Source organism: Pseudoalteromonas piscicida (assembly GCF_002208135.1).
GTDB lineage: Bacteria > Pseudomonadota > Gammaproteobacteria > Enterobacterales > Alteromonadaceae > Pseudoalteromonas > Pseudoalteromonas piscicida_A.
The window spans coordinates 1,798,749-1,820,592 of sequence record NZ_CP021646.1; the positions used below are offsets into that span (position 1 = coordinate 1,798,749).

A 21,844-nucleotide genomic window follows, 5' to 3' on the forward strand; every position below is an offset into this window, starting at 1 on the left:
GCAGCAAATACACCTTTCAATATTATGACCGCTTGCATTGCTTTATAATTTAGCATTTTTGGAGAATTAAATGAGTCAAGAGTTCAGCGTTATCCCCCCAACGACAAAGGTTTACTGCCCAGAGCGAGGTGAAGGGTGGACTTTAACGGGCATAACAGGAATAGATGAGAATGCATCGGTGATGTTCTCTGGCGTACGCTATACCATCTCAGCAAAAGAAATCGTTGAGTCATTATTACCGAACTTTAAAAATAGGCAAGAATCAAATAATTAGTACTTTTTAACTATTTTACTGTTGTAAAAGTGTGAATTTTGATCAATCATGGTTATAGATTGCAAAGTTAATAATGGATGCGCCCGCCTTAAAGGATTAAGTCATCGCATTGAGTTGGACTCAATTGCGAAGACATTGCTTTGTGTTGTTTTAAATTACAGGACGTAATCTTTTTAGGGTTCCTGCTATGTTAAAAGCATCACTCACAACACTTGCTTTACTCTCAACATTACTTTCCACATACACCCATGCAGATAGTTGCTCAGGTCAGGTTTTTGGTATTAACGCTGGCCGCGGCGATATTGGTATTTTGTTTGGCCTAGATGAAGGGGCAGGACAAGCCAGCGCCGACAGTTTAGCCGCTTTTAGTTCATCGGCACTCGCCTATGATACTAACAGTGCGCGATGGTATTATGCAGCAGCACCAAGACCAATCGACTACAAAGTCGATACCAGCCATCTAAACTTACCAGCTAATGCAGATATTCCCATTGAGGGGAATAAACACCGCTATATTCAATTGGCGTATTTTGACGGTACCACTCATACCGTTGTCGGCAGGACGACTTATTTGGTGGGGTTAGCGTATGACAGCGCAAACGATAGACTCATTGGAACAAGCTACGACTCTATTTACAGCATAGATAAAAACACCGGTGAGGCAACTAAGCTCTCGGATCTTCCGTCATTGGCAGGTAAATACCGCGGCGATGTTGAGTTTTATAATGGCCGTTTAATCCTAGTTACCAGTGCAGCTGTTTACCAAGTTAATACAAACGACTTTTCTGTCACTAAATTAGCGGATCACGACTTATCCTCTGTTACAGGTGCTAGCCTTAATAGCAACGGAGAGCTTATTATTAGTCGCGTTATCATTAATGACGCTGGTCACACCAACAAAAGCGCGATTTATAAGTTAAATCCTGATACAGGAAGCACCTGCTATATCAATACACTGCCAGTAAGACTAAATGACCTTGCATATAACCCAAATGGCAGCAGTACATGCTATACCGTTTCTGGTTGCAGCGGCACAACAACGCCTCCTTCGCCACCATCTTTTACGTTGACGAGTATTGAAAACGAGGTTTATGAAGGAAGTACACTTAGCTATCAAGTGACATTGAGCAAAGCCTTCGAACAGGACGTCAGTTTTGCGGTGGCAGTCAATGATGTGACAACGCAATCAAATGACTACGTAGCACCACCTACTTCGCTGATAATACCTGCTGGCGGCACAACCGCTAACATTCAAATAGCAACAATAGACGATGCTGACTATACCGGCGATCGGGAGCTCTCTTTGAGCGTAACTGGCGTGAGCAATACCTCTGGTAACAAGACTCAGGCAGGAAACATCCTCGACAATGAAACCGCGTGTGTGCCTGATAACTATACGCGGATCAATTACGCCTTTGTCAGAGAGGACTCGTTATTCAGTAATGACTGGGGTATCAAAGTAAATGGCCAATATATTAAACTGCTTGATGAATACGGCAGTGCCGGCAGCTATGACATCCTTCAAGGACAATCCTTTATCTATGTGCTCGCTATCGATGGTAACAGCAATGCTCTATCAACCAAGTACCAAGTTGCAGGTACCAACCAACGTTGGGAAGATGAAAACGATAATGATTACAATGACTTTGAGGTCAGTGTGACAACACAAACCATTCAAAAAGGTTGTAATTAACAGACTCAAAGCGGCTTACTATTTTTAGAAGCCGCTTTGATTTAACCTGAACTAGGGATAAGAAGTTAGTTAATCCACTAAAATCACTAAGTTCAAAAGCGTAATATCACTCTCTTAATATAAGGCAAATTTGTGCGCCAATAGCTGGCCTATTGCAAGCAAATTTAACGCAGTAGTAAGGGGGATAACAGCTGCTAGAGAACAAGTTGTTATCCCGTGTTCTGGTTATTTAGTATTAACTGGTGCCTGATTTAAGCTCAAGCAACTCTAGTAACGCTGAGCGAAGCTGTAGCTTTGGTGTGCCCTCACTGTAAGGCGCTGTTGCAAGCAGTGGACAGTCTAGACGAAGCTTTAAACTTTCAAGGTTTTCTTCAAATACTGACATCTCAGGGTCAATCTGATTTGCTATCCACCCCACCAAATTCAGTCCTTTTTGCTTGATAGATTCTGCCGTTAAAAACGCATGGTTCAAACAGCCTAACTTCATGCCAACCACTAAAATTACGGGAAGTTGTGCTCTGACGACCCAATCATACAGGTATTCATTGTCGTTAATGGGCAGTGCCCAGCCACCTGCACCTTCACATAATATATACTCAGCGCCTAAGTGCTGAATTTCACTATAGCGCTCATGTAGCTTATCGACTGTAATGTCTACATTTACCTGTTTTGCTGCAATGTGCGGCGCAATTGGCGGTGCAAAACAAAATGGGTTCACTTGCTCGTAAGTACCGTGCACCGTCGCAGCTTCCATTAAACTGATAGCATCAACGTTCACTAGTTCACCAAATGCCTCTTCAGCATCTGCTGCGATCGGCTTAAAGCCAAAAGTCTTTTTGCCGTGCTTGGCTAACAGTTTCAGTAATAGAGTAGAAATATAGGTTTTACCTACTTCAGTGTCGGTCCCAGTTATAAAATATGCTTGATTCATTTCCTTAACTCCAAAAATCCGACTTGATAACTTACATCAAAACCATTTTCACTCTCAGGGTAGCTGCTCAGCAGCTGAGCGTAGGCTGATTTGCCTAACAAACCTTGTCGGCGAGAAGCGGTTTTTACATCGTTGGCACCGATATTTTTCACTGAGCGCAACGCCTTTAATGGCGTGTCATAGCTATCAATCAATAACACTTCGTCCTCCCACGTCACAGCGAAACCGGCCTTTTGAGCAAAAGATTTAAGCGCTGACAGCGAATAAAATGAATTGATATGGCCACACTCATCGATGGCTCGCCATGCGCCATCGATTTCGCTTAACGAGCCGTCAAGCACAGAGCTTAGCAGCACCCGACCTTCTTTTTTTAGCACTTCATACAATTGCGCAAATAGCGTTTGCGGGGAATTAGACCACTGAATCGCAAAATTGCTAAAGATCAAATCAATACAGTTTGACTGAATAGCGAGTTTATCCATGTCACAGCAGACACTATTTACAGTATTTTCAGCGCTTGCCAACATAGCCAAACTCAGATCCGCTCCAACATAATGATTCGTGAAGGCGTTTAATCTATGAAAGTTTTCATGTGGCCCGCATCCTAAATCGAGCAACCTAGGAAACATACGCACCGCACCAAGCTCGCTATTTTGCTGTGTTAAACGTGAAAAGAGTACATCTGCAGCTTGTTTTTGCACGTTAGCGTGTTGAGAGTATGATTGCGCGGCTTTTGAAAAGCACTTTGCTGTTTGCGTCTTCTGTGCTTTGCTCATGCTCTCTCCACTAAGGCCGAGACTAATTTGTCTATATCTTCATGACTGTGCTGTGCCGTTATTGTTATTCGCAATCGTGCGGTATTTTGCGCCACAGTTGGTGGCCTAATAGCCCCAACCCAAAGCCCCTTTTCCTTAAGTTTATGTTGCGCCGCTAATACATTTTCACTGCTACCATACACAAGAGGCTGTATGGCCGTATCACTTGGAATGGGAGATAAGTTAGTTTGTGCAACTAACGACTTAAAATAGTCGATGTTTACTTGTAATTTGTGTCTCGCTTCCGTTGCTGTAAGCAACTTATTCAGTTGGCATAATGCAACGCTTGCCATAATAGGCGACAACGCCGTTGTATAGATAAACTCACGATTAAATTGCGTCATGTAATTTATCACATCATGACTCGCTAATACCGCAGCTCCTTGACAGCCCATCGCTTTGCCAAAGGTGATCACCAAAATTTCAGGTTTAATGCCGCTTTCAATCGTGCCAAGTCCTTGCGCTCCCACAACGCCAAACGCATGAGCGTCGTCGACCATGAGCCACGCAGAATGAGACTTAGCCAGCGCACTGATTTCAGATACCGGCGCTTGGTCTCCGTCCATAGAAAACACCCCTTCAGTCACGATGAGCTTACTGTCAGCTTTGGTTTTTTCTAATCGAGACCTTAAGTGCGTCAAATCATTGTGATTAAAGCGAACAAACTTAGCGCTGCCCGCTAAACCACCGTCTAACAGACTGGCATGGTTGAGCTTGTCTTGGAACACCGCAGCGCTTAATTGTTTTTCTTGGGGCGTGAACAATGCCTTTAACACACTGGTATTAGCAGCAAAACCGCTTGGAAACAGCAGTGCTGCATCATAACCCAAAACGCTGCAAAGCTTATCTTCTAGCTGACAGTGAATATCAAGATAACCCGTAACAAGCGCCGAACTTCGGCTTCCGGCTTCAGTGCATGCGAGAGTGTTAAACTCCAACGAGTCTGCAAGTCCCAGGTAGTCATTGCTGGCAAAGTTAATATATTGCTGATCAGCAATTTGAATTCTACTTGCAGAGGCCTTTTCAACCACAATGCGCTTTCTTAGCAACCCTTCAGCGTGACGGGCTGCTAAGGCAGATTGAATATACTCAAACGACATTGATTAGTTGGCTTCGTAAAATAGCTCTGATGTCGCTTTGTCTGCAATTGCAGAGCTTAACGATGCCTCATAGGCCTCATCCGAGTAATCTTCACGTTTTTCAGGGTTCATACCAAGTTTTCTGATGAGATTCATATCGGCGTCTGCTTCTGGGTTTTCCGTGGTTAATAGCTTATCACCATAGAAAATTGAGTTAGCGCCAGCGAAGAAACACATAGATTGCATCTGTTCATTCATCGCCGTTCTACCTGCAGATAACCGCACGTAACTGTGTGGCATCATGATACGCGCAACCGCGATGGTACGGATAAATTCAAAGTGATCGAGATCATCAACATTTTCAAGCGGCGTACCTTTAACCTTAACAAGCATATTAATCGGTACACTTTCTGGTTGTTTTGGCAGGTTTGCTAATTGGATCAGCAAGCCATAACGATCAGATGCCTGCTCTCCCATTCCTACAATACCACCAGAACACACTTTCATTCCTGCATCTCTTACGTGATCAAGGGTATCGAGTCTGTCTTGGTAAGTTCTTGTCGTGATAATTTGCTCGTAGTATTCAGGCGAGGTGTCCAAATTATGGTTGTAATAATCAAGGCCCGCTTCTCTTAGCGTGTGCGCTTTTTGATTATCCAACTTACCCAAAGTCATACAGGTTTCGAGGCCTAGCTCTTTAACTTCTTTCACCATTTTGGCGATATAAGGCATATCTCTGTCTTTTGGATCAGACCAAGCGGCACCCATACAAAAACGCGTCGCGCCCTTTTCTTTCGCCAACTTAGCTTGAGTTACAACCTTTTCCACTTCCATCAAACGCTCACGTTCAAGATCCGTTTTGTAATGACCTGACTGTGGGCAGTATTTGCAATCTTCAGGACAGGCACCCGTTTTGATAGACAGCAAGGTGGAGATTTGAACTTCATTTGGATTGAAGTTTTTGCGGTGAATACTTGCTGCATAAAAAAGTAAGTCGTTAAAAGGCATGGTGAACAGTGTTTTTACTTCTTCATGTGTCCAATCGTGTCTTAGCGCGCCTAATTCCATATTTTCATTCTCTTTTTATTCTTGCCTAAATTTACAACACGAGTATTTTCTAGTGATTAAATTTAGCGCAGTCAAACTGACGGTGATTGGCTTAGTCTACTTCTTAGCTTAGTATTGTCAACGTTATACGCGCCCACAAGGTTTACAAATGAACAACAAACATACAATCGATATTGAATTTGATCGCAAGCATATATGGCATCCCTATACATCAATGATTGACCCTCTGCCCGTCTATCCAGCCGCAAGAACATTCGAGAATAAAATTGAGCTTGAAACTGGCGAAACTCTCATTGACGGTATGGCATCCTGGTGGAGTGCTGTGCATGGTTATGGTCATCCAGAAATAATCGCGGCGATAAAAAATCAAGCTGACACGATGAGCCATGTTATGTTTGGGGGCCTAACTCATCAGCCTGCCGTGGAGTTATGCAAACTACTCGTGGAGCTAACCCCAGGCCCACTTAATCGAGTATTCCTAGCGGACGGCGGCTCAGTCAGTGTTGAAGTTGCAATCAAAATGGCGATTCAATATTGGTTGAGTAAAGGCAAAAAGAATAAAACCCAAATAATGACAGCCAAAAAAGGCTACCACGGAGATACATTTGCGGCGATGAGCGTTTGCGATCCTGTGAATTCGATGCATGCGATGTACCAAGGCTTTTTACCTGAGCAAGTGTTTGTCGATGCCCCTAAAAGTGAGTTTTACGGCAGCCAAAGTCAAGATGAACTTAACGCGTTAGAAACCGCATTTGCTGCTCATCATGAAAAGGTCGCGGCATTTATCATCGAACCGATAGTACAAAATGCGGGCGGCATGAACTTCTACCATCCAGAATATCTCAAGGCGCTTCGAGCGCTATGCGATAAGTATGAGGTGCTACTGATTGTAGATGAAATTGCGACTGGATTTGGCCGTACAGGTAAAATGTTTGCCTGTGAACACGCTGGGATCTCACCGGACATTATGTGTGTTGGTAAAGCACTTACTGGCGGAAACATGACGCTCGCGGCCACTTTAGCAACAGAAGATGTGGCTTTGGGTATTAGCCAAGGCGAAGCGAAAGTGTTAATGCACGGACCAACTTTTATGGGAAATCCACTGGCGTGTGCCGCCGCTGTAGCTAGTCTCACTATCTTAAAGCGCCAAGAAACCATGGCCAATATTGAACGAGTCGCGAGTGCGCTTAACGCACTCAAGCGCTGTCTTAATCTAAGTGCAGTAACAGATGTCAGAGTTCTTGGTGCGATTGGTGTGGTGGAGGTAGAAAGGGTTGTTGATGTTGCAAAAATCCAAAAATTCTTCATACAACAAGGTGTATGGATAAGGCCTTTTGGCAAGCTAATTTATATTATGCCGCCGTATATCACCTCAAATAAAGATATTGAAACACTCATTGACGCGATTTATGTTGCCATTGAAGGCGAACACTTCTAAAGCACATTAAATTTGGAATTAGGTCTATTTCATGACCTAATTCCAACAATGTAATCTAAAACGATGACGAATAATCAACAAAATTGCGTTATTTCGAACTTTCCTCGCTTTGTACCTGAAATGATATCAATGGCATGTTACCATGGCCGTTTTTATTATTAGCAAGTGAGAAAAGAGACATATTATCTATGCAGCAAACCGTCAAATTGCAGCCAGCTGAAGCTTACCAGCCACCTCGTTTTACTGTTTACCAACACCGCCAAATCGATAAGATAGAGCAACTGGATAAACTGCCTGAACATCTTCGCTTTCAAATGAAAGTCGTCGCCAATGTATTCCCTTTTCGCGTTAATAACTTTGTCATTGAAGAGCTCATCGATTGGGACAAAGTGCCCAATGACCCTGTTTTTCAATTAACTTTTCCACAACGTGGCATGCTAGACGATGAGTCGTACGAGCAAATGGCCGATTTATTAAGTCGTGAGCATACACCTGAAGAAGTGTTTAACCTTGCCACCAAAATTCGTCAAAAGTTAAACCCGCACCCTGCGGGTCAAATGGAAAAAAATGTTCCTGAGTATGAAGGTGAACGCGTAGATGGCATCCAGCACAAATATAAAGAAACAGTATTGTTTTTCCCGTCTCAAGGACAATACTGCCACTCATATTGCACTTTCTGCTTCCGCTGGGCGCAGTTTGTTGGCAAAGCTACCCGATTTAACAATAACGACGCCGAGCTGCTCCACAACTACCTAGCAGAACACACTGAAGTGACCGATCTATTGATGACTGGTGGCGATCCTATGGTAATGCGCACCGTTAAATTGCGTAAATACCTTGAGGCACTAAAAGAGCCAAGATTTGACCATATTCGTACCATCAGGATCGGCACTAAATCTCTCACTTTTTGGCCGTTTAGATACGTCACCGATCCAGACGCGCAAGAGTTGTTAACCTTATTAAAAGAGCTGGTTGATGCAGGAAAGCATGTGTCAATCATGGCACACGTTAACCACAAACAAGAACTGCGTACTGAAGTCACACGTGAAGCGATTAAGCTTATCCGCAAAACTGGCGCACAGATCAGAACACAAGCACCACTTTTAAATAATATAAACGTAGACGCTGATATGTGGGCTGACATGTGGAAAGAGCAAACACAGCTTGGCATGATACCCTACTACATGTTTATCGAGCGAGATACCGGCGCTAAGCGTTACTTTGAAATCCCGTTACATAAAACGTGGGAAACATTCCGTGAAGCTTATAAGCAAGTCTCTGGTGTGAGCCGTACAGTTAGAGGCCCCTCAATGAGTGCAGGTCCAGGTAAAGTTGAAGTGTCTGGCGTAACCGAAGTCGCGGGCGAAAAAGTATTTGTACTACGCTTTATTCAAGCACGAAACCCAGACTGGGTGCAGCGCCCGTTCTTTGCCAAGTTCGACGAAAATGCCCACTGGCTGGATGACTTAAAACCAGCATTTGGGGAAGAAAAATTCTTCTGGCAGGATGAGTACGACGCCATGTAAATGTATAAATATCAAAAGGTCAGCAAATTGCTGGCTTTTATTTTATTTAGCGCATTTAAACAGCATCAAATTTGGATAAGGGATGAGCTAACTTATTGCTTTTAATATTATGTATAATTATTTCTTTATCTAGCCAGTGCGTTTTGCAGATAACTGGCTGCTACGAGCATTGATTTGATGCTCAACACCGGACTTACCTTTTATCGTCACATTGTATTGTACAGCAATCTTTTCAACGCCTTCCGGCTCAAGAATTACCTTATAAACCTTGTGAGTTAACAACTTTTAATCTTTCGAAGTTTCACAAAGTTCCAATTTTTACTCGTTAAACATAACGTTCGTTTACTATACCAAGCTGATTGAAACGCCCAATCACAGCGTTTCAATGAAAAAGTGCGCCACAAGTGTACGTCCCTCGTTAATTCGCTTGTTAGGATAGCTTAGGCAAAAAGATCCCCTTGAGACTCTGCCATTTGCTTTGCCTGAACATAGCGTTTTCCCTGAATCGTAGGCGTAGTAGTAAAACCATCAGTAACTTCAATAACAGTTACAACTGAGTAGCCAGTTATTTTTACGTCACCAATCTCATCTAGCTCTCGAGCTATACGTAGAACACATGTAATTGCAGAACCATGTTTAAAAGCAACTTGTTCCAATAACACCTGCTCTTTGAATTCGGAATCGTGCATATCAAAGCTAATTGGCTTTTCTTGATAGATTCCTTTCCACTTATACCTTCCCTCCTTTAATACAGGAGATACTATTGAAACTTCAGCAGCGTCATCAACCTCTGATCTAAGTTTGTTCGTGGAAAGTATGAAGTTTTTAAAACTTGATCTTTGAACAATACGTTCGTCCATTAACCCTTCAAAATTAAAACCCAGTGCATTGACACCAATGCTTTGCACCTTATGGTAGTTTGACAACGTTGAATATAGATTTGACCTTCGTTTTACGATTTTCAGATTTCTGTCAACATGCTTTGCTGCCTTGCCAATAGTAGCCTTGTCGATTTCTTCAACTGACTTCTCACTCAACTCTAGTTTAAGCTTCTCAATATTTAGCTTCTTTTCTTCAATTGTCAGCTGTTTGATTTCTTTCTCTAGAGCTTCAATCTCAGGGTCTGTGGTTGGGATTCGAGAAAGTACAATTGTCGTAATAACTAACAAAATTGTGATTTGGTTGTTATTTTGACCAAGGATGCGCCAGAAGTCTCTTAAACCACCTTCTTTAAATACTTCCGCATTAATATCTATGTCTATCTTTAAAGTATCGGCAGTTTCAAGAAGTATGGCTAATATTTCCGCTTCGCATTTATTTCTAACAACAGCATCCATCGAGTGGCTTTCGTCACCGAAATAGTAATGTACTTCAAACTTATCCGCTTGGTTCATAGTTCCTAGCTGCTCCTCATCCTTATTCCCCTAACAATTTATAGCAACAAAATAAGGATAGCAAATCGCTGACACCCTCCACTAATTTGCACTTTCCAAAGATACCGCCTAAGCTTTAATTCTGCACTCAAAGGATTGCGGAAACTAAACTATGGCAACTGCCCGTAAAAAACAAATCAGTTTAACCGACACCAAATATTATCACTGTATCTCCCGTTGCGTAAGGCGCGCATTTTTGTGTGGTGAAGATAAATTTACTGGCAAATCATACGAGCACCGCTGGGATTGGGTTGAAGAAAAGCTCCTGATGTTAGGCTCCGTGTTTTGTATTGATATCTGTGCTTATGCCGTGATGATTAATCACACTCACATTGTTTTATATGTTGATGATAAAAAAGGCTAAGCGTCTGTCGGATGAAGCGATTGTGATACGATGGCACAAGTTGTTTAAAGGCAATTGGAGTGTTTACATACTTTTTTACTTCATTTCTTCAGCTCGGATGTTAATAGTGGTGGGTGCCACTTATCTTCTCTCCATGCAATAACTTATCCCAAATGAAAGCAACTTGTATGTAACTGTACTATCTTTATAGTCTGATTGCAGAATATCTATACGGACATGAACGGCATGCAAGGTGATGAAAAAAAAGATAAAAACTCAATATTAGCAAATTGGCTACCTTTCATTAAAGGTGCCTTAGGAATGGCAAGCGTCTATGCGTTGTACTTTTTGTATACGATTTCCGGCTTTTCTTTTGTTCAGGAAGTTGAACATTCAGGGAAATCCAATGGAGCATTCTCTTTAGCTTTTTTTTATGGCAGTGAAAATAATAAATTTGACTCCACTTATCAATTACCAAAAAAAATAAAAGAACACTGTGACAACTCACTTATTGTCAAAGAGTATGCTGTAAAAAAAGGGGTGGATGAAGACAAACTAGAAAAGATTGAGGTTGTAGGAGCGAGGAGCTCTGCCGAGGGTATTGGTTTTAGCGAGATGGATATTCTAGAAAAATTGAAAGACATCAGTACAAAAGTGGTTGAGATAGAAAAATCTAAATTTCTTTCAAAATATTCTGGTAAGTCCGTCGTTAATGGGTTTTATCATTTGGCACCAACTGAGAGTAACGGGGAAAATTCATGGAATTTAAGCATTCCCAGTCGATGCATTCGGTTTCTTCGTTTTTTTGAAGATGGCGACTCTTTAAAATCTGGACTGGACATCACTTTTGACCTTATTTTTTCCGAATCTGTTGATGCCTTTCGATTAAATCCAATCTATATAAACATCGAAAATGCCGCAGCAAAATCACTTTCTGACTTTGTTGAAATAGACATTAAGTTAAAACTGAATTGGGTTACACAATCGAGTTATGAAGACGAGACTTACCTAATCAAAGCGAATTCTTCTTTGTCGTTGGGGTACCTGCCAATTGGTCAACCAATTGATAACCTGAATTCTGAAGCTGATTCAGTAATTAGTGATAAATTGATGAGACTAAAGTTGTCAAATGTTTCCAGCTGGGTTCAAGCTCCTCCAGTAGAGTTTAATAGTATTAAAGAGTGCATTAAGGAAAACACTGAATGCAATTTTGTTGTAGGGGATATTACCTTTGAAGTTTATGAAACCGGGGACGGCGCAAAAGTCATTCAGCATATTTCAGATGTAATTAGCGTGAAATAAGAAATTAAAGTCTTTAGCGCCTTCAGAATTAATAAGTTTGATATTATTTAATTTGGTGTAAAGAGAGAAAATTCCGCACCTTATTATTGGCTAAACGGTCGCCTTTTTCGCGACATTGAACTCAAAATAAAAGCAAAGCGAAAAGCCAAGTTGACGTATAGAAGGTACGCTCTTTGTCTGAAGCCGACAATCAAGGTGGGACCAAGAAGCGTCGGCAATTCGCTCAAAGCCGTGATTAGACCATTCACGTTAGCTCGGAGAGGAGCAAAAATGAGTTGACTAAATGGCCGCTATGTAGAATAAAGCTAACATTGACGACCGTCTCTTGTTTGCTCGAAGGTGAGCTTTTTCTAACTGTAAAATCGGATCTGAGATACTACCCTGTTTAACAAGCACGAGCGTTGTTAGGGTTATTCTACCCTAAGTGTACAAATAACAGGATATTTTATATTGCTTGATATAATTTCGCGCCAGTCATGGAAAATACGACAAAAAAGCGCAAGACGACTCGTTTATCATCATGATGCTCGACAAGATTTGCTATCGCTAGATTTTCAACACTTATTGCGTTTTATTATCTATCCTCTCTGCTCGGCTTTAGGTACTGTAAAACAAGTGAAACATATGACCCTAGCAACGTATTGAGGGTTGCTGGACGAAATGACTCTATTACTAAACTCCCCGGCTACAAGAATATTGATTCAACCTCTCTGTTTGGCATCAACATTTTGCGTACACCCCTGGGGCAATTGATTTAAATTTGTCATACACACTATTTAAGCTCTCTGAGTGTCCTAGAAACAAAAAACCTTGCTTTGGCATTGCCCTATAAATATTTTCAAGGATCTTTATCTTTTCCTCGTTTTCGAAATAAACTAATGCATTACGAAGGAAAATAATGTCAGCTTTACCGCCAATATAGGGCACAAGTAGATTACTTTTGAAAAAATTGACCTTATGATAGAGCTCATCATTCACCATGATATAACCGGTTTTGACTCCTACTCCATTTAGACAGTATTTCCTTAGATATTCGTCAGGAATATTGCTGGCACGATGTAATGGATAAATTGCTTTTTTCGCTAAGTCCAGCATCCGCTCAGAAATATCGCTGGCACGCACCACCCAGTTTCCCAATCCATAATGCTCCTGTGTGCACATGGCCAACGTGTATGCCTCCTCGCCAGAGGAGCAGGCCGCACACCAAATATCCGGTGCAGACTTTTCGTAATATGTAGTAAACAGCTCTTCTAACTTTTCAAAGTGTTTACGTTCTCTGAAGAAATAGGTTTCATTAGTTGTCAGCATGTCGATGCACATGTTTCGCTCACCTTTATTATTGGGTATTTTTAGATACTCAATGTACTCAGCATAACTACTAAACCCTAAAACCCTTAGCCGTTGATTGAGCCGTCTACAGACTACGTTCTTTTTATGATCCCTAAGATGTATTCCTGATTCGGCTTTGAAGAAGTCCGCAATAAAGGTAAATTCTTGATCGCTAATACAGTCCCCAATCATGTGGCACCTCCTTAGAACTGTTCAGAGTGCTCGTTTGAGCGAACTTGCCCAGCGCAACATCTTTTGCTCGGCGGCGGGTTTTGGGTTTTACTCGTGCTTGGGGCTTTCCTCCCTCTAATTTAACCTGAGCATCGGATAATTAATTTAATAAACTCTGCCGTCAAGGGCACTTTGGTCTCGGGATCAAGTTCAATGATCTCCTTTATTAACAAGCTCTCATTTGTGGCGCAATCCTGTGTTTGCTGAAAAATGAGATATTGAAATGATTGTGTGATTTCTGTGATTGCCTGCATGCCCACACCCTGTCGTCTCATATGTCTTATATGTTACTTTAGTCTTATACTTTCTACCTGTCAAAATTTGAACAAAAATTTATTTTAGATATTCTTGATTAAAAAAAACATTTATAAACATAATGTTATGAACTTCGCCGTGGTATTGAAATCTGGGGCAATGAAAGTTTGACTTTAGATTTTTTAATTAGAAACGGGTTTAAGAAAGTTGAAGTTAATTGATTGAGATTTGGTTGCTCAGAACAGAAACAATAAGGAGTTGTACCTGTTGAAAAGAGGTCCTGACGCAGTGAAGGCTAACTTGATTTATAAATTGGGTTTGATTAATTCTCAGTAAACTCATCTGAGAAATCCTCTTCACTGAGCTTAGGTAAAAATACTGTAAACGTTGTGCCTACACCGACTTGTGAGTCGACTTTAATACGACCCTTGTGTTTGGCAACAATACTATATGATAGAGATAGTCCGAGGCCTGTGCCTTGACCAACGGGTTTGGTTGTAAAAAATGGATTAAAAATCTTGTTGATGTCCTCAGCCGGGATCCCTTTGCCTGTGTCTTGGATGGCAATAATCACTTCGTTTTGTCTATCTTCAATGGAGATTGTTACCGTACCACTTGACTCTATCGATTGCGCGGCGTTGATGATTAAATTTAAAAATACCTGATTAATCTGCATTGGCTGACAATACAGCAACACTTCATCATCGAGGGAGTAAGTTCTGTTGATAACCGCATGATATTTAATTGAGTTGTTTGCTATTTTCAACGTACTTTCAATTCCTTTGATAAGATCGGCTTCTTGCCACTCTTGGTTATCAACGTGAGAAAAGGATTTTAAGCTCTCGACTATATTGGAGACTCGATCAAGCCCTTCTAAGCACTCTTGCAGTAATTCAGGAACGTCCTCCGTTAAAAAGTCGATACTGTGCTGATTTTTAAGCTGCTGCTCTTGTTGTTTTAAATCACTATCGGCAAGTGTACTAAAATGCGTTTCATAAAAAGCGAGCATCGCAAACAATCCGCTAGCCTGACCTTCTAAACTTTGAATATTGGAATTCACAAAACCAATTGGGTTATTGATTTCATGAGCGACGCCCGCAGCTAATTGACCAATTGCCGCCATTTTCTCGGACTGCAGTAATTGGTTTTGTGCAGCTTCCAACTTAAGGTTGAGTGTTTTTAATTCCTGTTTTTCTATCTCCAATGCTTCGGTTAAACGTTTTTGCTCTTGATAATAGCTCGCAAGCTCGGTCACATCTTGTATGATCACACATACCTTTTTTACTTCTTCCGAGTGCTCAAAAATCGGCACATATTGAATATTCTGATACATTGAGGTTTCATCACCAGTAACAGGGCGGCTGCTGCTTAGTTCAAAAACGTGGGGGCGATGTTCCCAGTAGCTAAAACTTGCTGCTTTTAATGCAAATACACTCTTCAATTTTCGTTTAATGATTTTTGCAGCTTCAGGAAAGACCTCGTCTATGGACATACCCTCAATATCTTTTGGGGTGTCATCCGGAAGACGGTTTTTCAAAAAGTCATTCGCAAAAACCACTGTGTATGCTTGGTCTAGCACACAAATTCCGACTGGAATATAATGCTGCAATTCGCTAAACACAGTCAGTCCTCTATTCCGAGCATGGCATTTAGTTTTTTAATCACTGTTTTAATGGAATTTTCATCCAAACAAATAATCACCCTCGAATCGAAAGAAATAGGCTCTATTATAAATGCTATTTTCATCACCAGCGTTGTTTTCCAATCAGCAATGTCATCGGATAGCTGGTGTTTATAAATAGTCGGCATAGTCAATGAGGTTTTAAGCGCTAACTGACTAGAAAAGCCGTTTAAACATGCACCTGCCAAGATGTTAGATAAATCTAGTAGTACCTCATTGAGATCGGAATCATCAAGTGGACTATCGTAGTCCATGAGCTCGGCTATTTCTTGCAAGCCTTGCGGTGACAATAGGTTAATGACCTCACCTTTAATCTCCCCTAAAAATGACTGCCTAGTTCTGTAAACATGTGCGGTATTACAGATCTCATTGAGTTGATTTGGGCTTACCGAAGTAATTTCTGGGATAGATAAACTAATTTTCGTTTCGATTAAACGAGCTAGAGAGTTAGCAGCTTGGCCCATGGATATATTCATTAGCTCCTGCAAGCCATCTCTTTGCTCTTCACTGAGTGGCATGTTCATAATAAACCTAGTTCTTGTAGCGTGTTATGTAGTTCTTCTTTTTGTAATGGTTTTTGTAAAAAGCGAAACGCGCCGAGTTTATCCACCAACTTTTTCGCTTCAGGCTGAATATCTGCGGAAATGACAATGACTACGGTTTTCGCATGGTGTTCGTGTAGATGTGTGAGTACTTCAAATCCATCCATTTCTGGCATCGTTAAATCCAAAAATAAAACCTCAGCTTTGCCCTGCTCAACCATCACCAATGCTTCTTTACCATTTTTTGCCTCACTGACTTCAACATCCCAGCCCTCTGGTATTGCTCTAAGCACTGCCTTTCTGGACATCATAGAATCGTCTGCAACGGTTACTGGAATTGCCATGAGCGACACTCCTATTTCAGTATACTGGTAAAAAGTATGGTCTTTGGCTTTTTAACTGTCAAAAAATTACTAGTAAAAAGTGACTCATTTGTCCTCTAAATGAAAGAAACTCGACCCGGGAACAAGAAACGTGGTGACTTGACTAATTAATCACAGAAGGGTTTTAGCTGTGACTGAGAAATACCATTATTAAAAACAATATGTATGATGTGTTCTTTATGTGTTGTTAAATATAGGGCTTAGCCCTATATTTGTTTTTCTACGCTTTTAAAGTCGCAGATTTAACCGTCAAAGCCGTTTAGCATTTTGTCACAAACCACGGGGGTTGGCCTATGATTGTCATCCACCGCAACAAAGGTAAAACTACCTGTAATTGCTAAGTGTTTATCATCTTTGTGCATTCTTTCAAGGTAGATTTCAACATCAACCTTTAAGCTGGTATTACCAACATGCACCACTTTAGATACTAATTCAGCAAAAGTACCTGCAGGAATTGCCTCTTTGAAATCAACTCGGTCTGAAGAGATCGTTACCAAAGGTTTGCGACAAAAACGCGTTGCAGCAATAAAGGCAACTTCGTCCATCCAAGCAAGAGCGTCACCACCAAATAAAGTGTTATGATGGTTTGTGCGGCCTGGGAATACGGTCTTTGTTACGTGTGTGATTGAGCTTTTAATACGTTGCTCAACAATGGCTTGTCTTTGTTCGTCTGTCATTTTTGTACTGCTTTATCCGCTAGTGTATCTTTCATAAGTAGAGCTGGATCGAGTCGTTCCCCGAACCAATTAAAGCGCCAATCCAAATGCGGGCCAGTTACCCTGCCCGTTGCGCCAATTTCAGCGATTTTATCGCCAGTTTTTACCGTATCGCCGACCTTAACATCCAGTTTACTAAGGTGGATATAAGTAGAGGTAATACCGTGACCGTGATCGATAATCAAAGTACCGCCACTGTAATATAGATCTGGATTTGCAAATACCACTTTGCCCGATACCGGTGCTAAGACCGGTTCACCCGTTTTATTTGCGATATCTAATCCAAAATGTGGTCGTTTTGGCTCGCCATTAAAATATCTTTGGCTACCATAAACACCTGAAATACGGCCCTTCGCAGGTCTGAAAACGGGGTCTTTAAAGAATAATAAATCCGAATTGCCTTGTCTTGCTTTTGACACGGCTTGTGCTTCTTCACGTATGCGCTTTAGCACCGACTCTGGTGGCGAAACATACTTTTTCGCAACCCCCGTGATCTTGTCTATATCGTAATCTCGTTTCGTGATCACTATCGCTTGGCGATGCTTTTGACCATCATCAGATTGCCAACTCAAGATGTGGTTAAGTTCGGCATCGCGGCCAAAACCAAACACGAAATAGCCATCTTTAGAGCGCTTTAATTCTGTCTCGTTTAGCTTTATCTCAGTTGCATTTTCAAGCTTGCCGACGACCAAGCCACCTTGTGTCAGGTGACCTTTTAATTCAAGCGCCTCAGCAAATAATGTGGTGCTCGCAAGCAATATGACAATTGCACGTTTAAGCATACGCAATCGCTCCTTTTCCAACCCCTTCGTACGCTCTTACTTCAACCTTATCATGTGGGTTTTGCAGCTTTATTTGGCTAGCAAGATACTCCGCAATACATTCAACTGTTGTATCACAAGGTAATATATCGCAACGTGATTTGCTGATCGCCAACTCAAAATATCCCTGCGACGAGGTATATGCGAACGCATAATCTTTATCATGCGCGGTTAAGTACTGAAGCAAACTAGGATCAATCAAGTCTTCTTCACTGCCAAGATAAATATCTTGCCATTTATCCGCCCATTGTTTTTGTAATCTAGGCATGCTGATATCGTTTAGCTTCACACCAATCAATGAACGATGACCATGAATAATACGCTGACAGTTACCATCGTGTTTCTTTAAGCCATGGCTATAGTGGTAATAGAAGCCAGTTGCGGCCTCTGGACGCAGAGTTATATCTAAGTCTTTCACGTTTTCAGGCATATGCGGCATAATAACAGACTTAAGGTAAGCGATTGCATTGGCTTCATTGATTTCATTCCCTTCCACTACACACACCGCTTCTTCCGGTGCATTCATGGCTAAGTGATTTCCATCAAATTGCATATCAAATTCAAATCGGCCTTCACTGTGTTTAGCATTACACGCAAGTGCGCTGGGTACCGCTAATTTATGGTCCAGTTTTTCGTCGATAATACGTTTGATTTGCTTTTTAACTTTTGCAAAATCTAACACCATAGACTCTTCGTTTAGCTCACCATGCAACACAATATCGGTGATCCAACTTTCACCTACCGCACCACGTCGTGGGCAAAGGTACGAAAAATCAATTACGGTTAAAGAGTCAACAAAAAGGATCATAGATCACCCAAAATAGCCTGCTAAAAAATCATCCTCGATTATAATGATTTTCACATTATAAATCGCCCCCAATTGGAACTGATTTGCATTTAATCTCTTCAATTTTTTGAAATTTAATCAAATAGACATATCTTTAGCGCAAAATTTACAAGTCTCCGTACGCTTTTTAACTGTTCGGAGTTGTTTAGCGTACATCTGTACGCTAAAGTAGCGTCAATTTGCAAGTTAAGAAGAAGATTTATGGAACCGAAGAACAGCTATACAAAAGAAGAACTTATTTTATGTGGTCGTGGAGAAATGTTTGGTGAAGGCAACTGCCGCCTACCTAGCGACAACATGCTAATGATGGATCGCATCGTTCAGATTAATGATGACGGTGGTGAGCATGGTAAAGGTCAAATTATTGCTGAACTCGACATCAACCCTGATCTGTGGTTCTTCGACTGCCACTTCAAAGGTGATCCAGTAATGCCCGGCTGTTTAGGTTTGGATGCGATGTGGCAATTGGTAGGCTTCTTCCTTGGTTGGTCTGGTGGTCCTGGCCTTGGTCGTGCACTCGGTGTGGGCGAAGTGAAGTTTACGGGTCAAATCTTACCGACTGCTAAAAAAGTAACTTATCGCATTGAAATGAAGCGCGTTATCAAACGTAAGCTATTTATGGGTCTAGCAGATGGTATCGTCGAAGTTGATGGTCGCGTGATCTATGAAGCAAAAGATTTGAAAGTAGGTCTTTTCCAAGATACCAGCGCATTTTAACTTTTTCGCTGTTATCGTTTTATAGCTTTAAAAACACACAAAGCCCCATCTGGGGCTTTGCTCTCCTAAAATTCGGTATCAGGTTTTAAAGATGTTGCGATTATCCATCGCTTCTCGCCATCCGCCTAACCATTCTGATCTGTGTTCTACTTGTTGATAGGGACAATTTTCTTTCGACCGACCGGCTAATCCTGCCTTAAATCCTTGTGAATGTGCTCTTTCTAAACGGTCTCTTTTCTGTCTCTTCATAGGTAATATCCTCACCTTTTTCTCGATCAGCATTAGCGTTTCTAATACTGTGTAGTTCAAACTTGAGCGAACGTCATTCAAAACGAAGATAGTGACTTGCGATATAATGACTATTCGTACTAACTATTTAAATTAAAGATCTTATTGAGAAAAGTTAAACACGAGCGACATCGTATTTCATACAGATGTGCTACTTACCGATGAGATTTGGCCAAACCCATACCTTCAATAAATCACATCTAAGCGAGTCATGCAACGATCAGAAATGTAATTCTTGTACAGTTGAGTACAAAAAGCATAATTATTTTATTTTCGTAATGTCTTTAGGATATTTAAGACACAAAGATTAGTTTTAAGACATTGATTTTCTATATATTGCTGTAAAAAAACATTCATAATATAGTAATAAAAAGAGGCTGGACGAATCCAACCTCTTTTCAATAACTTGAGTTTTTAAATCGAGCAAAGCTCAATTAAGCAGTACTATCTTAGCTTGCTTTAATAACCTCTACACCACCCATATATGGTTTTAGTGCATCAGGCACAATAATTGATCCATCTGCTTGCTGGTAGTTTTCTAAAATCGCAACCAGAGTACGACCTACCGCTAAACCAGACCCATTAAGAGTATGAAGTAGCTCTGGCTTCTTCTCACCACTGCGGCGGAAGCGCGCTTGCATACGGCGCGCTTGGAAATCCCACATGTTTGAGCAAGAAGAGATTTCTCTGTAGGTATTTTGCGCTGGTAACCAAACTTCCAAATCGTACGTTTTCGTCGCTCCGAAGCCCATGTCTCCGGTACAAAGCACGACTTTTCTGTAAGGTAAGCCAAGTAGCTGCAAAATTTGCTCTGCATGACCAGTTAGCTCTTCTAACGCTGCCATTGAATCTTCAGGTTTAACAAGTTGGACAAGTTCGACTTTATCAAACTGGTGTTGGCGGATAAGTCCCCGCGTATCACGACCGTAGCTACCCGCTTCACTTCTGAAACAAGGCGTGTGCGCCGTCATCTTAATCGGCAGCTCTTTTTCGTCATAAATAACGTCACGCGCGCAGTTAGTTAACGGTACTTCTGCTGTTGGAATTAAACTAAAGCCATCTTGATCTTCAGATAATGCTTCTGTGTGGAATAAATCTTCCGCAAACTTAGGAAGCTGACCCGTGCCAAACAAGCTCGCTTTGTTTACAAGATATGGTACATACATTTCTGTGTAGCCATTTTGCTCAGTGTGAGTATTCAACATCAGTTGTACAAGCGCTCGGTGCATACGCGCTACGCCGCCGCGCATCACTGTAAAGCGTGAACCACTTAGCTTCACACCTGTTTCAAAATCAAGGCCCTTATCAAGCGCTTCACCAAGGTCAACATGGTCTTTTACTTCAAAATCAAACTGCTTTGGCTCACCCCAAGTACTTATTTCAACATTTTCAGACTCTTCAGCACCAACTGGTACCTCTTCAGCAGGAAGGTTTGGCAACGACATTGCATAGTCGTTTAGTTCAGCTAGAATTTTATCCTGCTCTTCTTTTGCCGCACTTAATTGGTCACCCAAGTTGGCAACAGCATCGAGTAAAGGTTGAACGTCTTCCCCTTTCGCTTTCGCTTGACCAATCGCTTTGGAGGAACTGTTACGCTCACTCTGTAATTCCTGAGTTTTGGTTTGTAGCGCTTTGCGCTTTTCTTCTAATTCGGTGATCTTAGCAACATCGAGTTCAAAACCACGCTTTTTCAGACGCGCTGCTGCTTCCTCGATGTCTTGACGAAAGTATTTAGAATCTAACATTGTTTTTTAACCTTTTTGCATGATGAGGCAGAGACCAACCCAGGCCATAAAGATACACGCCACCACGTTTAATGTGACGTTAAACGCCATTTTCACATATTGCCCTTGCTGAAGTAACAACAAGGAATCCATTGAGAATGTAGAAAAAGTAGTCAGCGCACCTAAAAACCCAATACCTATCAGCGTTTTAGATGGTGAAACTGAGATAACTTCTTTTTCAATTAAACCGTAAAGCACACCCATCAATAATGAACCAAGAATATTAACGATCAACGTCCCAAAAGGGAATCCCTTACCTAAGAGTTTTATCGATATATCGCTGATAAAAAAGCGTAACATTGCACCAAACGCTCCACCCAGTGCAATTGTGAGGTAATTTATCAGCAT

The 21,844-nt window shown here is 41.4% G+C and carries 22 protein-coding genes and 1 pseudogene; 7 read left to right on the forward strand and 16 right to left on the reverse strand.

Features of this window, described 5'->3' with window-relative positions; all coding sequences use genetic code 11:
* The first annotated feature begins 70 nt into the window (after positions 1-70).
* Together B1L02_RS08490 and B1L02_RS08495 are read left to right on the forward strand one after the other, a co-directional pair.
* Complete coding sequence (locus B1L02_RS08490) at positions 71-274, forward strand: hypothetical protein (RefSeq protein WP_088530687.1); 204 nt, start codon at positions 71-73, stop codon at positions 272-274.
* 187 nt (positions 275-461) lie between these two features.
* Positions 462-1,967: a hemolysin gene (locus B1L02_RS08495; protein WP_088530688.1), complete on the forward strand. Its 1,506-nt coding sequence runs from the start codon at positions 462-464 to the stop codon at positions 1,965-1,967.
* A 235-nt stretch (positions 1,968-2,202) separates the two neighbouring features.
* On the opposite strand, the gene bioD is transcribed toward B1L02_RS08495, so the two are convergent.
* Genes bioD through bioB form a run of 4 tightly spaced genes read right to left on the reverse strand, consistent with a single transcriptional unit; the run spans position 2,203 to position 5,860 of the window.
* On the reverse strand, positions 2,203-2,898 hold the full coding sequence (gene bioD / locus B1L02_RS08500) for a dethiobiotin synthase (protein ID WP_088530689.1): 696 nt from the start codon (positions 2,896-2,898) through the stop codon (positions 2,203-2,205).
* The gene (locus B1L02_RS08505) at positions 2,895-3,674 is read right to left on the reverse strand and encodes a methyltransferase domain-containing protein (protein WP_088530690.1); all 780 of its coding nucleotides are present in this window, start codon (positions 3,672-3,674) and stop codon (positions 2,895-2,897) included. Before B1L02_RS08505 ends, bioD begins: the two co-directional genes overlap by 4 nt.
* The gene (locus tag B1L02_RS08510; protein WP_088530691.1) at positions 3,671-4,813 is read right to left on the reverse strand and encodes an aminotransferase class I/II-fold pyridoxal phosphate-dependent enzyme; all 1,143 of its coding nucleotides are present in this window, start codon (positions 4,811-4,813) and stop codon (positions 3,671-3,673) included. Before B1L02_RS08510 ends, B1L02_RS08505 begins: the two co-directional genes overlap by 4 nt.
* Positions 4,814-4,816: 3 nt before the next feature.
* On the reverse strand, positions 4,817-5,860 hold the full coding sequence (gene bioB / locus B1L02_RS08515) for a biotin synthase BioB (protein WP_010379433.1): 1,044 nt from the start codon (positions 5,858-5,860) through the stop codon (positions 4,817-4,819).
* A 148-nt stretch (positions 5,861-6,008) separates the two neighbouring features.
* Between bioB and bioA the strand changes: the two genes are divergently transcribed.
* Both bioA and B1L02_RS08525 read left to right on the forward strand, forming a co-directional pair.
* Positions 6,009-7,298 carry an adenosylmethionine--8-amino-7-oxononanoate transaminase gene (gene bioA / locus B1L02_RS08520; RefSeq protein ID WP_088530692.1) on the forward strand — a complete coding sequence of 430 codons (1,290 nt, stop codon included), beginning with the start codon at positions 6,009-6,011 and terminating at the stop codon, positions 7,296-7,298.
* Between the two features lie 188 nt (positions 7,299-7,486).
* Positions 7,487-8,824: a KamA family radical SAM protein gene (locus B1L02_RS08525; RefSeq protein ID WP_039495850.1), complete on the forward strand. Its 1,338-nt coding sequence runs from the start codon at positions 7,487-7,489 to the stop codon at positions 8,822-8,824.
* A 129-nt stretch (positions 8,825-8,953) separates the two neighbouring features.
* Here the strand turns inward: B1L02_RS08525 and B1L02_RS24020 are convergent, their stop codons facing one another.
* Both B1L02_RS24020 and B1L02_RS08535 read right to left on the reverse strand, forming a co-directional pair.
* The gene (locus B1L02_RS24020; protein ID WP_167651248.1) at positions 8,954-9,106 is read right to left on the reverse strand and encodes a hypothetical protein; all 153 of its coding nucleotides are present in this window, start codon (positions 9,104-9,106) and stop codon (positions 8,954-8,956) included.
* A gap of 158 nt (positions 9,107-9,264) precedes the next feature.
* A complete protein-coding gene (locus B1L02_RS08535; protein ID WP_088530693.1) occupies positions 9,265-10,218 on the reverse strand; it encodes a hypothetical protein in 954 nt (317 codons plus the stop codon).
* A gap of 151 nt (positions 10,219-10,369) precedes the next feature.
* Between B1L02_RS08535 and B1L02_RS08540 the strand changes: the two are divergent.
* A pseudogene (locus B1L02_RS08540) lies at positions 10,370-10,679 on the forward strand (transposase); the annotation flags it as partial.
* A gap of 158 nt (positions 10,680-10,837) precedes the next feature.
* Positions 10,838-11,902 carry a hypothetical protein gene (locus B1L02_RS08545; protein ID WP_232003166.1) on the forward strand — a complete coding sequence of 355 codons (1,065 nt, stop codon included), beginning with the start codon at positions 10,838-10,840 and terminating at the stop codon, positions 11,900-11,902.
* Positions 11,903-12,622: 720 nt separating this feature from the next.
* Here B1L02_RS08545 and B1L02_RS08555 read toward each other — a convergent pair.
* From B1L02_RS08555 to B1L02_RS08585, 7 genes are all read right to left on the reverse strand, one after another.
* On the reverse strand, positions 12,623-13,423 hold the full coding sequence (locus B1L02_RS08555; RefSeq protein WP_088530696.1) for a CheR family methyltransferase: 801 nt from the start codon (positions 13,421-13,423) through the stop codon (positions 12,623-12,625).
* A 616-nt stretch (positions 13,424-14,039) separates the two neighbouring features.
* Positions 14,040-15,338 (reverse strand): sensor histidine kinase, encoded by a 1,299-nt coding sequence (locus B1L02_RS08560; protein ID WP_088530697.1) that lies wholly within the window; start codon positions 15,336-15,338, stop codon positions 14,040-14,042.
* A gap of 2 nt (positions 15,339-15,340) precedes the next feature.
* Positions 15,341-15,922, reverse strand: coding sequence for a chemotaxis protein CheC (locus tag B1L02_RS08565; RefSeq protein ID WP_088530698.1), 582 nt, complete (start codon positions 15,920-15,922; stop codon positions 15,341-15,343).
* Entirely contained in the window at positions 15,919-16,284 is a 366-nt protein-coding gene (locus B1L02_RS08570) for a response regulator (protein WP_010604737.1), read from the reverse strand. The genes B1L02_RS08565 and B1L02_RS08570 overlap by 4 nt, the downstream gene beginning before the upstream one ends.
* 281 nt (positions 16,285-16,565) lie before the next feature.
* Positions 16,566-17,000 (reverse strand): acyl-CoA thioesterase, encoded by a 435-nt coding sequence (locus B1L02_RS08575; protein ID WP_088530699.1) that lies wholly within the window; start codon positions 16,998-17,000, stop codon positions 16,566-16,568.
* Positions 16,997-17,821, reverse strand: coding sequence for a M23 family metallopeptidase (locus B1L02_RS08580; protein WP_088530700.1), 825 nt, complete (start codon positions 17,819-17,821; stop codon positions 16,997-16,999). Before B1L02_RS08580 ends, B1L02_RS08575 begins: the two co-directional genes overlap by 4 nt.
* On the reverse strand, positions 17,814-18,668 hold the full coding sequence (locus B1L02_RS08585; RefSeq protein ID WP_088530701.1) for a 6-carboxytetrahydropterin synthase: 855 nt from the start codon (positions 18,666-18,668) through the stop codon (positions 17,814-17,816). The genes B1L02_RS08580 and B1L02_RS08585 overlap by 8 nt, the downstream gene beginning before the upstream one ends.
* Before the next feature lie 240 nt (positions 18,669-18,908).
* Between B1L02_RS08585 and fabA the strand changes: the two genes are divergently transcribed.
* The gene (gene fabA / locus B1L02_RS08590) at positions 18,909-19,424 is read left to right on the forward strand and encodes a 3-hydroxyacyl-[acyl-carrier-protein] dehydratase FabA (RefSeq protein WP_010372774.1); all 516 of its coding nucleotides are present in this window, start codon (positions 18,909-18,911) and stop codon (positions 19,422-19,424) included.
* A 78-nt stretch (positions 19,425-19,502) separates the two neighbouring features.
* Here fabA and rmf read toward each other — a convergent pair whose 3' ends face one another.
* From rmf to crcB, 3 genes are all read right to left on the reverse strand, one after another.
* Complete coding sequence (rmf, locus tag B1L02_RS08595; RefSeq protein ID WP_010372771.1) at positions 19,503-19,673, reverse strand: ribosome modulation factor; 171 nt, start codon at positions 19,671-19,673, stop codon at positions 19,503-19,505.
* Positions 19,674-20,161: 488 nt separating this feature from the next.
* Positions 20,162-21,457, reverse strand: coding sequence for a serine--tRNA ligase (gene serS, locus B1L02_RS08600; RefSeq protein WP_088530702.1), 1,296 nt, complete (start codon positions 21,455-21,457; stop codon positions 20,162-20,164).
* Between the two features lie 6 nt (positions 21,458-21,463).
* A complete protein-coding gene (crcB, locus tag B1L02_RS08605) occupies positions 21,464-21,844 on the reverse strand; it encodes a fluoride efflux transporter CrcB (RefSeq protein ID WP_088530703.1) in 381 nt (126 codons plus the stop codon).

What these genes read in the sequence shown, in the direction of transcription:
- B1L02_RS08505 (WP_088530690.1), bottom strand. Translation starts at nt 3,674, where the DNA reads ATGAGCAAAGCACAGAAGACGCAAACAGCAAAGTGCTTTTCAAAAGCC.
- fabA (WP_010372774.1), top strand. Translation starts at nt 18,909, where the DNA reads ATGGAACCGAAGAACAGCTATACAAAAGAAGAACTTATTTTATGTGGT.
- B1L02_RS08525 (WP_039495850.1), top strand. Translation starts at nt 7,487, where the DNA reads ATGCAGCAAACCGTCAAATTGCAGCCAGCTGAAGCTTACCAGCCACCT.
- B1L02_RS08585 (WP_088530701.1), bottom strand. Translation starts at nt 18,668, where the DNA reads ATGATCCTTTTTGTTGACTCTTTAACCGTAATTGATTTTTCGTACCTT.
- B1L02_RS08535 (WP_088530693.1), bottom strand. Translation starts at nt 10,218, where the DNA reads ATGAACCAAGCGGATAAGTTTGAAGTACATTACTATTTCGGTGACGAA.
- B1L02_RS08580 (WP_088530700.1), bottom strand. Translation starts at nt 17,821, where the DNA reads ATGCTTAAACGTGCAATTGTCATATTGCTTGCGAGCACCACATTATTT.
- bioA (WP_088530692.1), top strand. Translation starts at nt 6,009, where the DNA reads ATGAACAACAAACATACAATCGATATTGAATTTGATCGCAAGCATATA.
- serS (WP_088530702.1), bottom strand. Translation starts at nt 21,457, where the DNA reads ATGTTAGATTCTAAATACTTTCGTCAAGACATCGAGGAAGCAGCAGCG.
- B1L02_RS08565 (WP_088530698.1), bottom strand. Translation starts at nt 15,922, where the DNA reads ATGAACATGCCACTCAGTGAAGAGCAAAGAGATGGCTTGCAGGAGCTA.
- B1L02_RS08545 (WP_232003166.1), top strand. Translation starts at nt 10,838, where the DNA reads ATGAACGGCATGCAAGGTGATGAAAAAAAAGATAAAAACTCAATATTA.
- B1L02_RS08575 (WP_088530699.1), bottom strand. Translation starts at nt 17,000, where the DNA reads ATGACAGACGAACAAAGACAAGCCATTGTTGAGCAACGTATTAAAAGC.
- crcB (WP_088530703.1), bottom strand. Translation starts at nt 21,844, where the DNA reads ATGCTGATAAATTACCTCACAATTGCACTGGGTGGAGCGTTTGGTGCA.
- bioD (WP_088530689.1), bottom strand. Translation starts at nt 2,898, where the DNA reads ATGAATCAAGCATATTTTATAACTGGGACCGACACTGAAGTAGGTAAA.
- B1L02_RS08495 (WP_088530688.1), top strand. Translation starts at nt 462, where the DNA reads ATGTTAAAAGCATCACTCACAACACTTGCTTTACTCTCAACATTACTT.
- B1L02_RS08555 (WP_088530696.1), bottom strand. Translation starts at nt 13,423, where the DNA reads ATGATTGGGGACTGTATTAGCGATCAAGAATTTACCTTTATTGCGGAC.
- B1L02_RS08570 (WP_010604737.1), bottom strand. Translation starts at nt 16,284, where the DNA reads ATGGCAATTCCAGTAACCGTTGCAGACGATTCTATGATGTCCAGAAAG.
- B1L02_RS08510 (WP_088530691.1), bottom strand. Translation starts at nt 4,813, where the DNA reads ATGTCGTTTGAGTATATTCAATCTGCCTTAGCAGCCCGTCACGCTGAA.
- rmf (WP_010372771.1), bottom strand. Translation starts at nt 19,673, where the DNA reads ATGAAGAGACAGAAAAGAGACCGTTTAGAAAGAGCACATTCACAAGGA.
- B1L02_RS08490 (WP_088530687.1), top strand. Translation starts at nt 71, where the DNA reads ATGAGTCAAGAGTTCAGCGTTATCCCCCCAACGACAAAGGTTTACTGC.
- bioB (WP_010379433.1), bottom strand. Translation starts at nt 5,860, where the DNA reads ATGGAATTAGGCGCGCTAAGACACGATTGGACACATGAAGAAGTAAAA.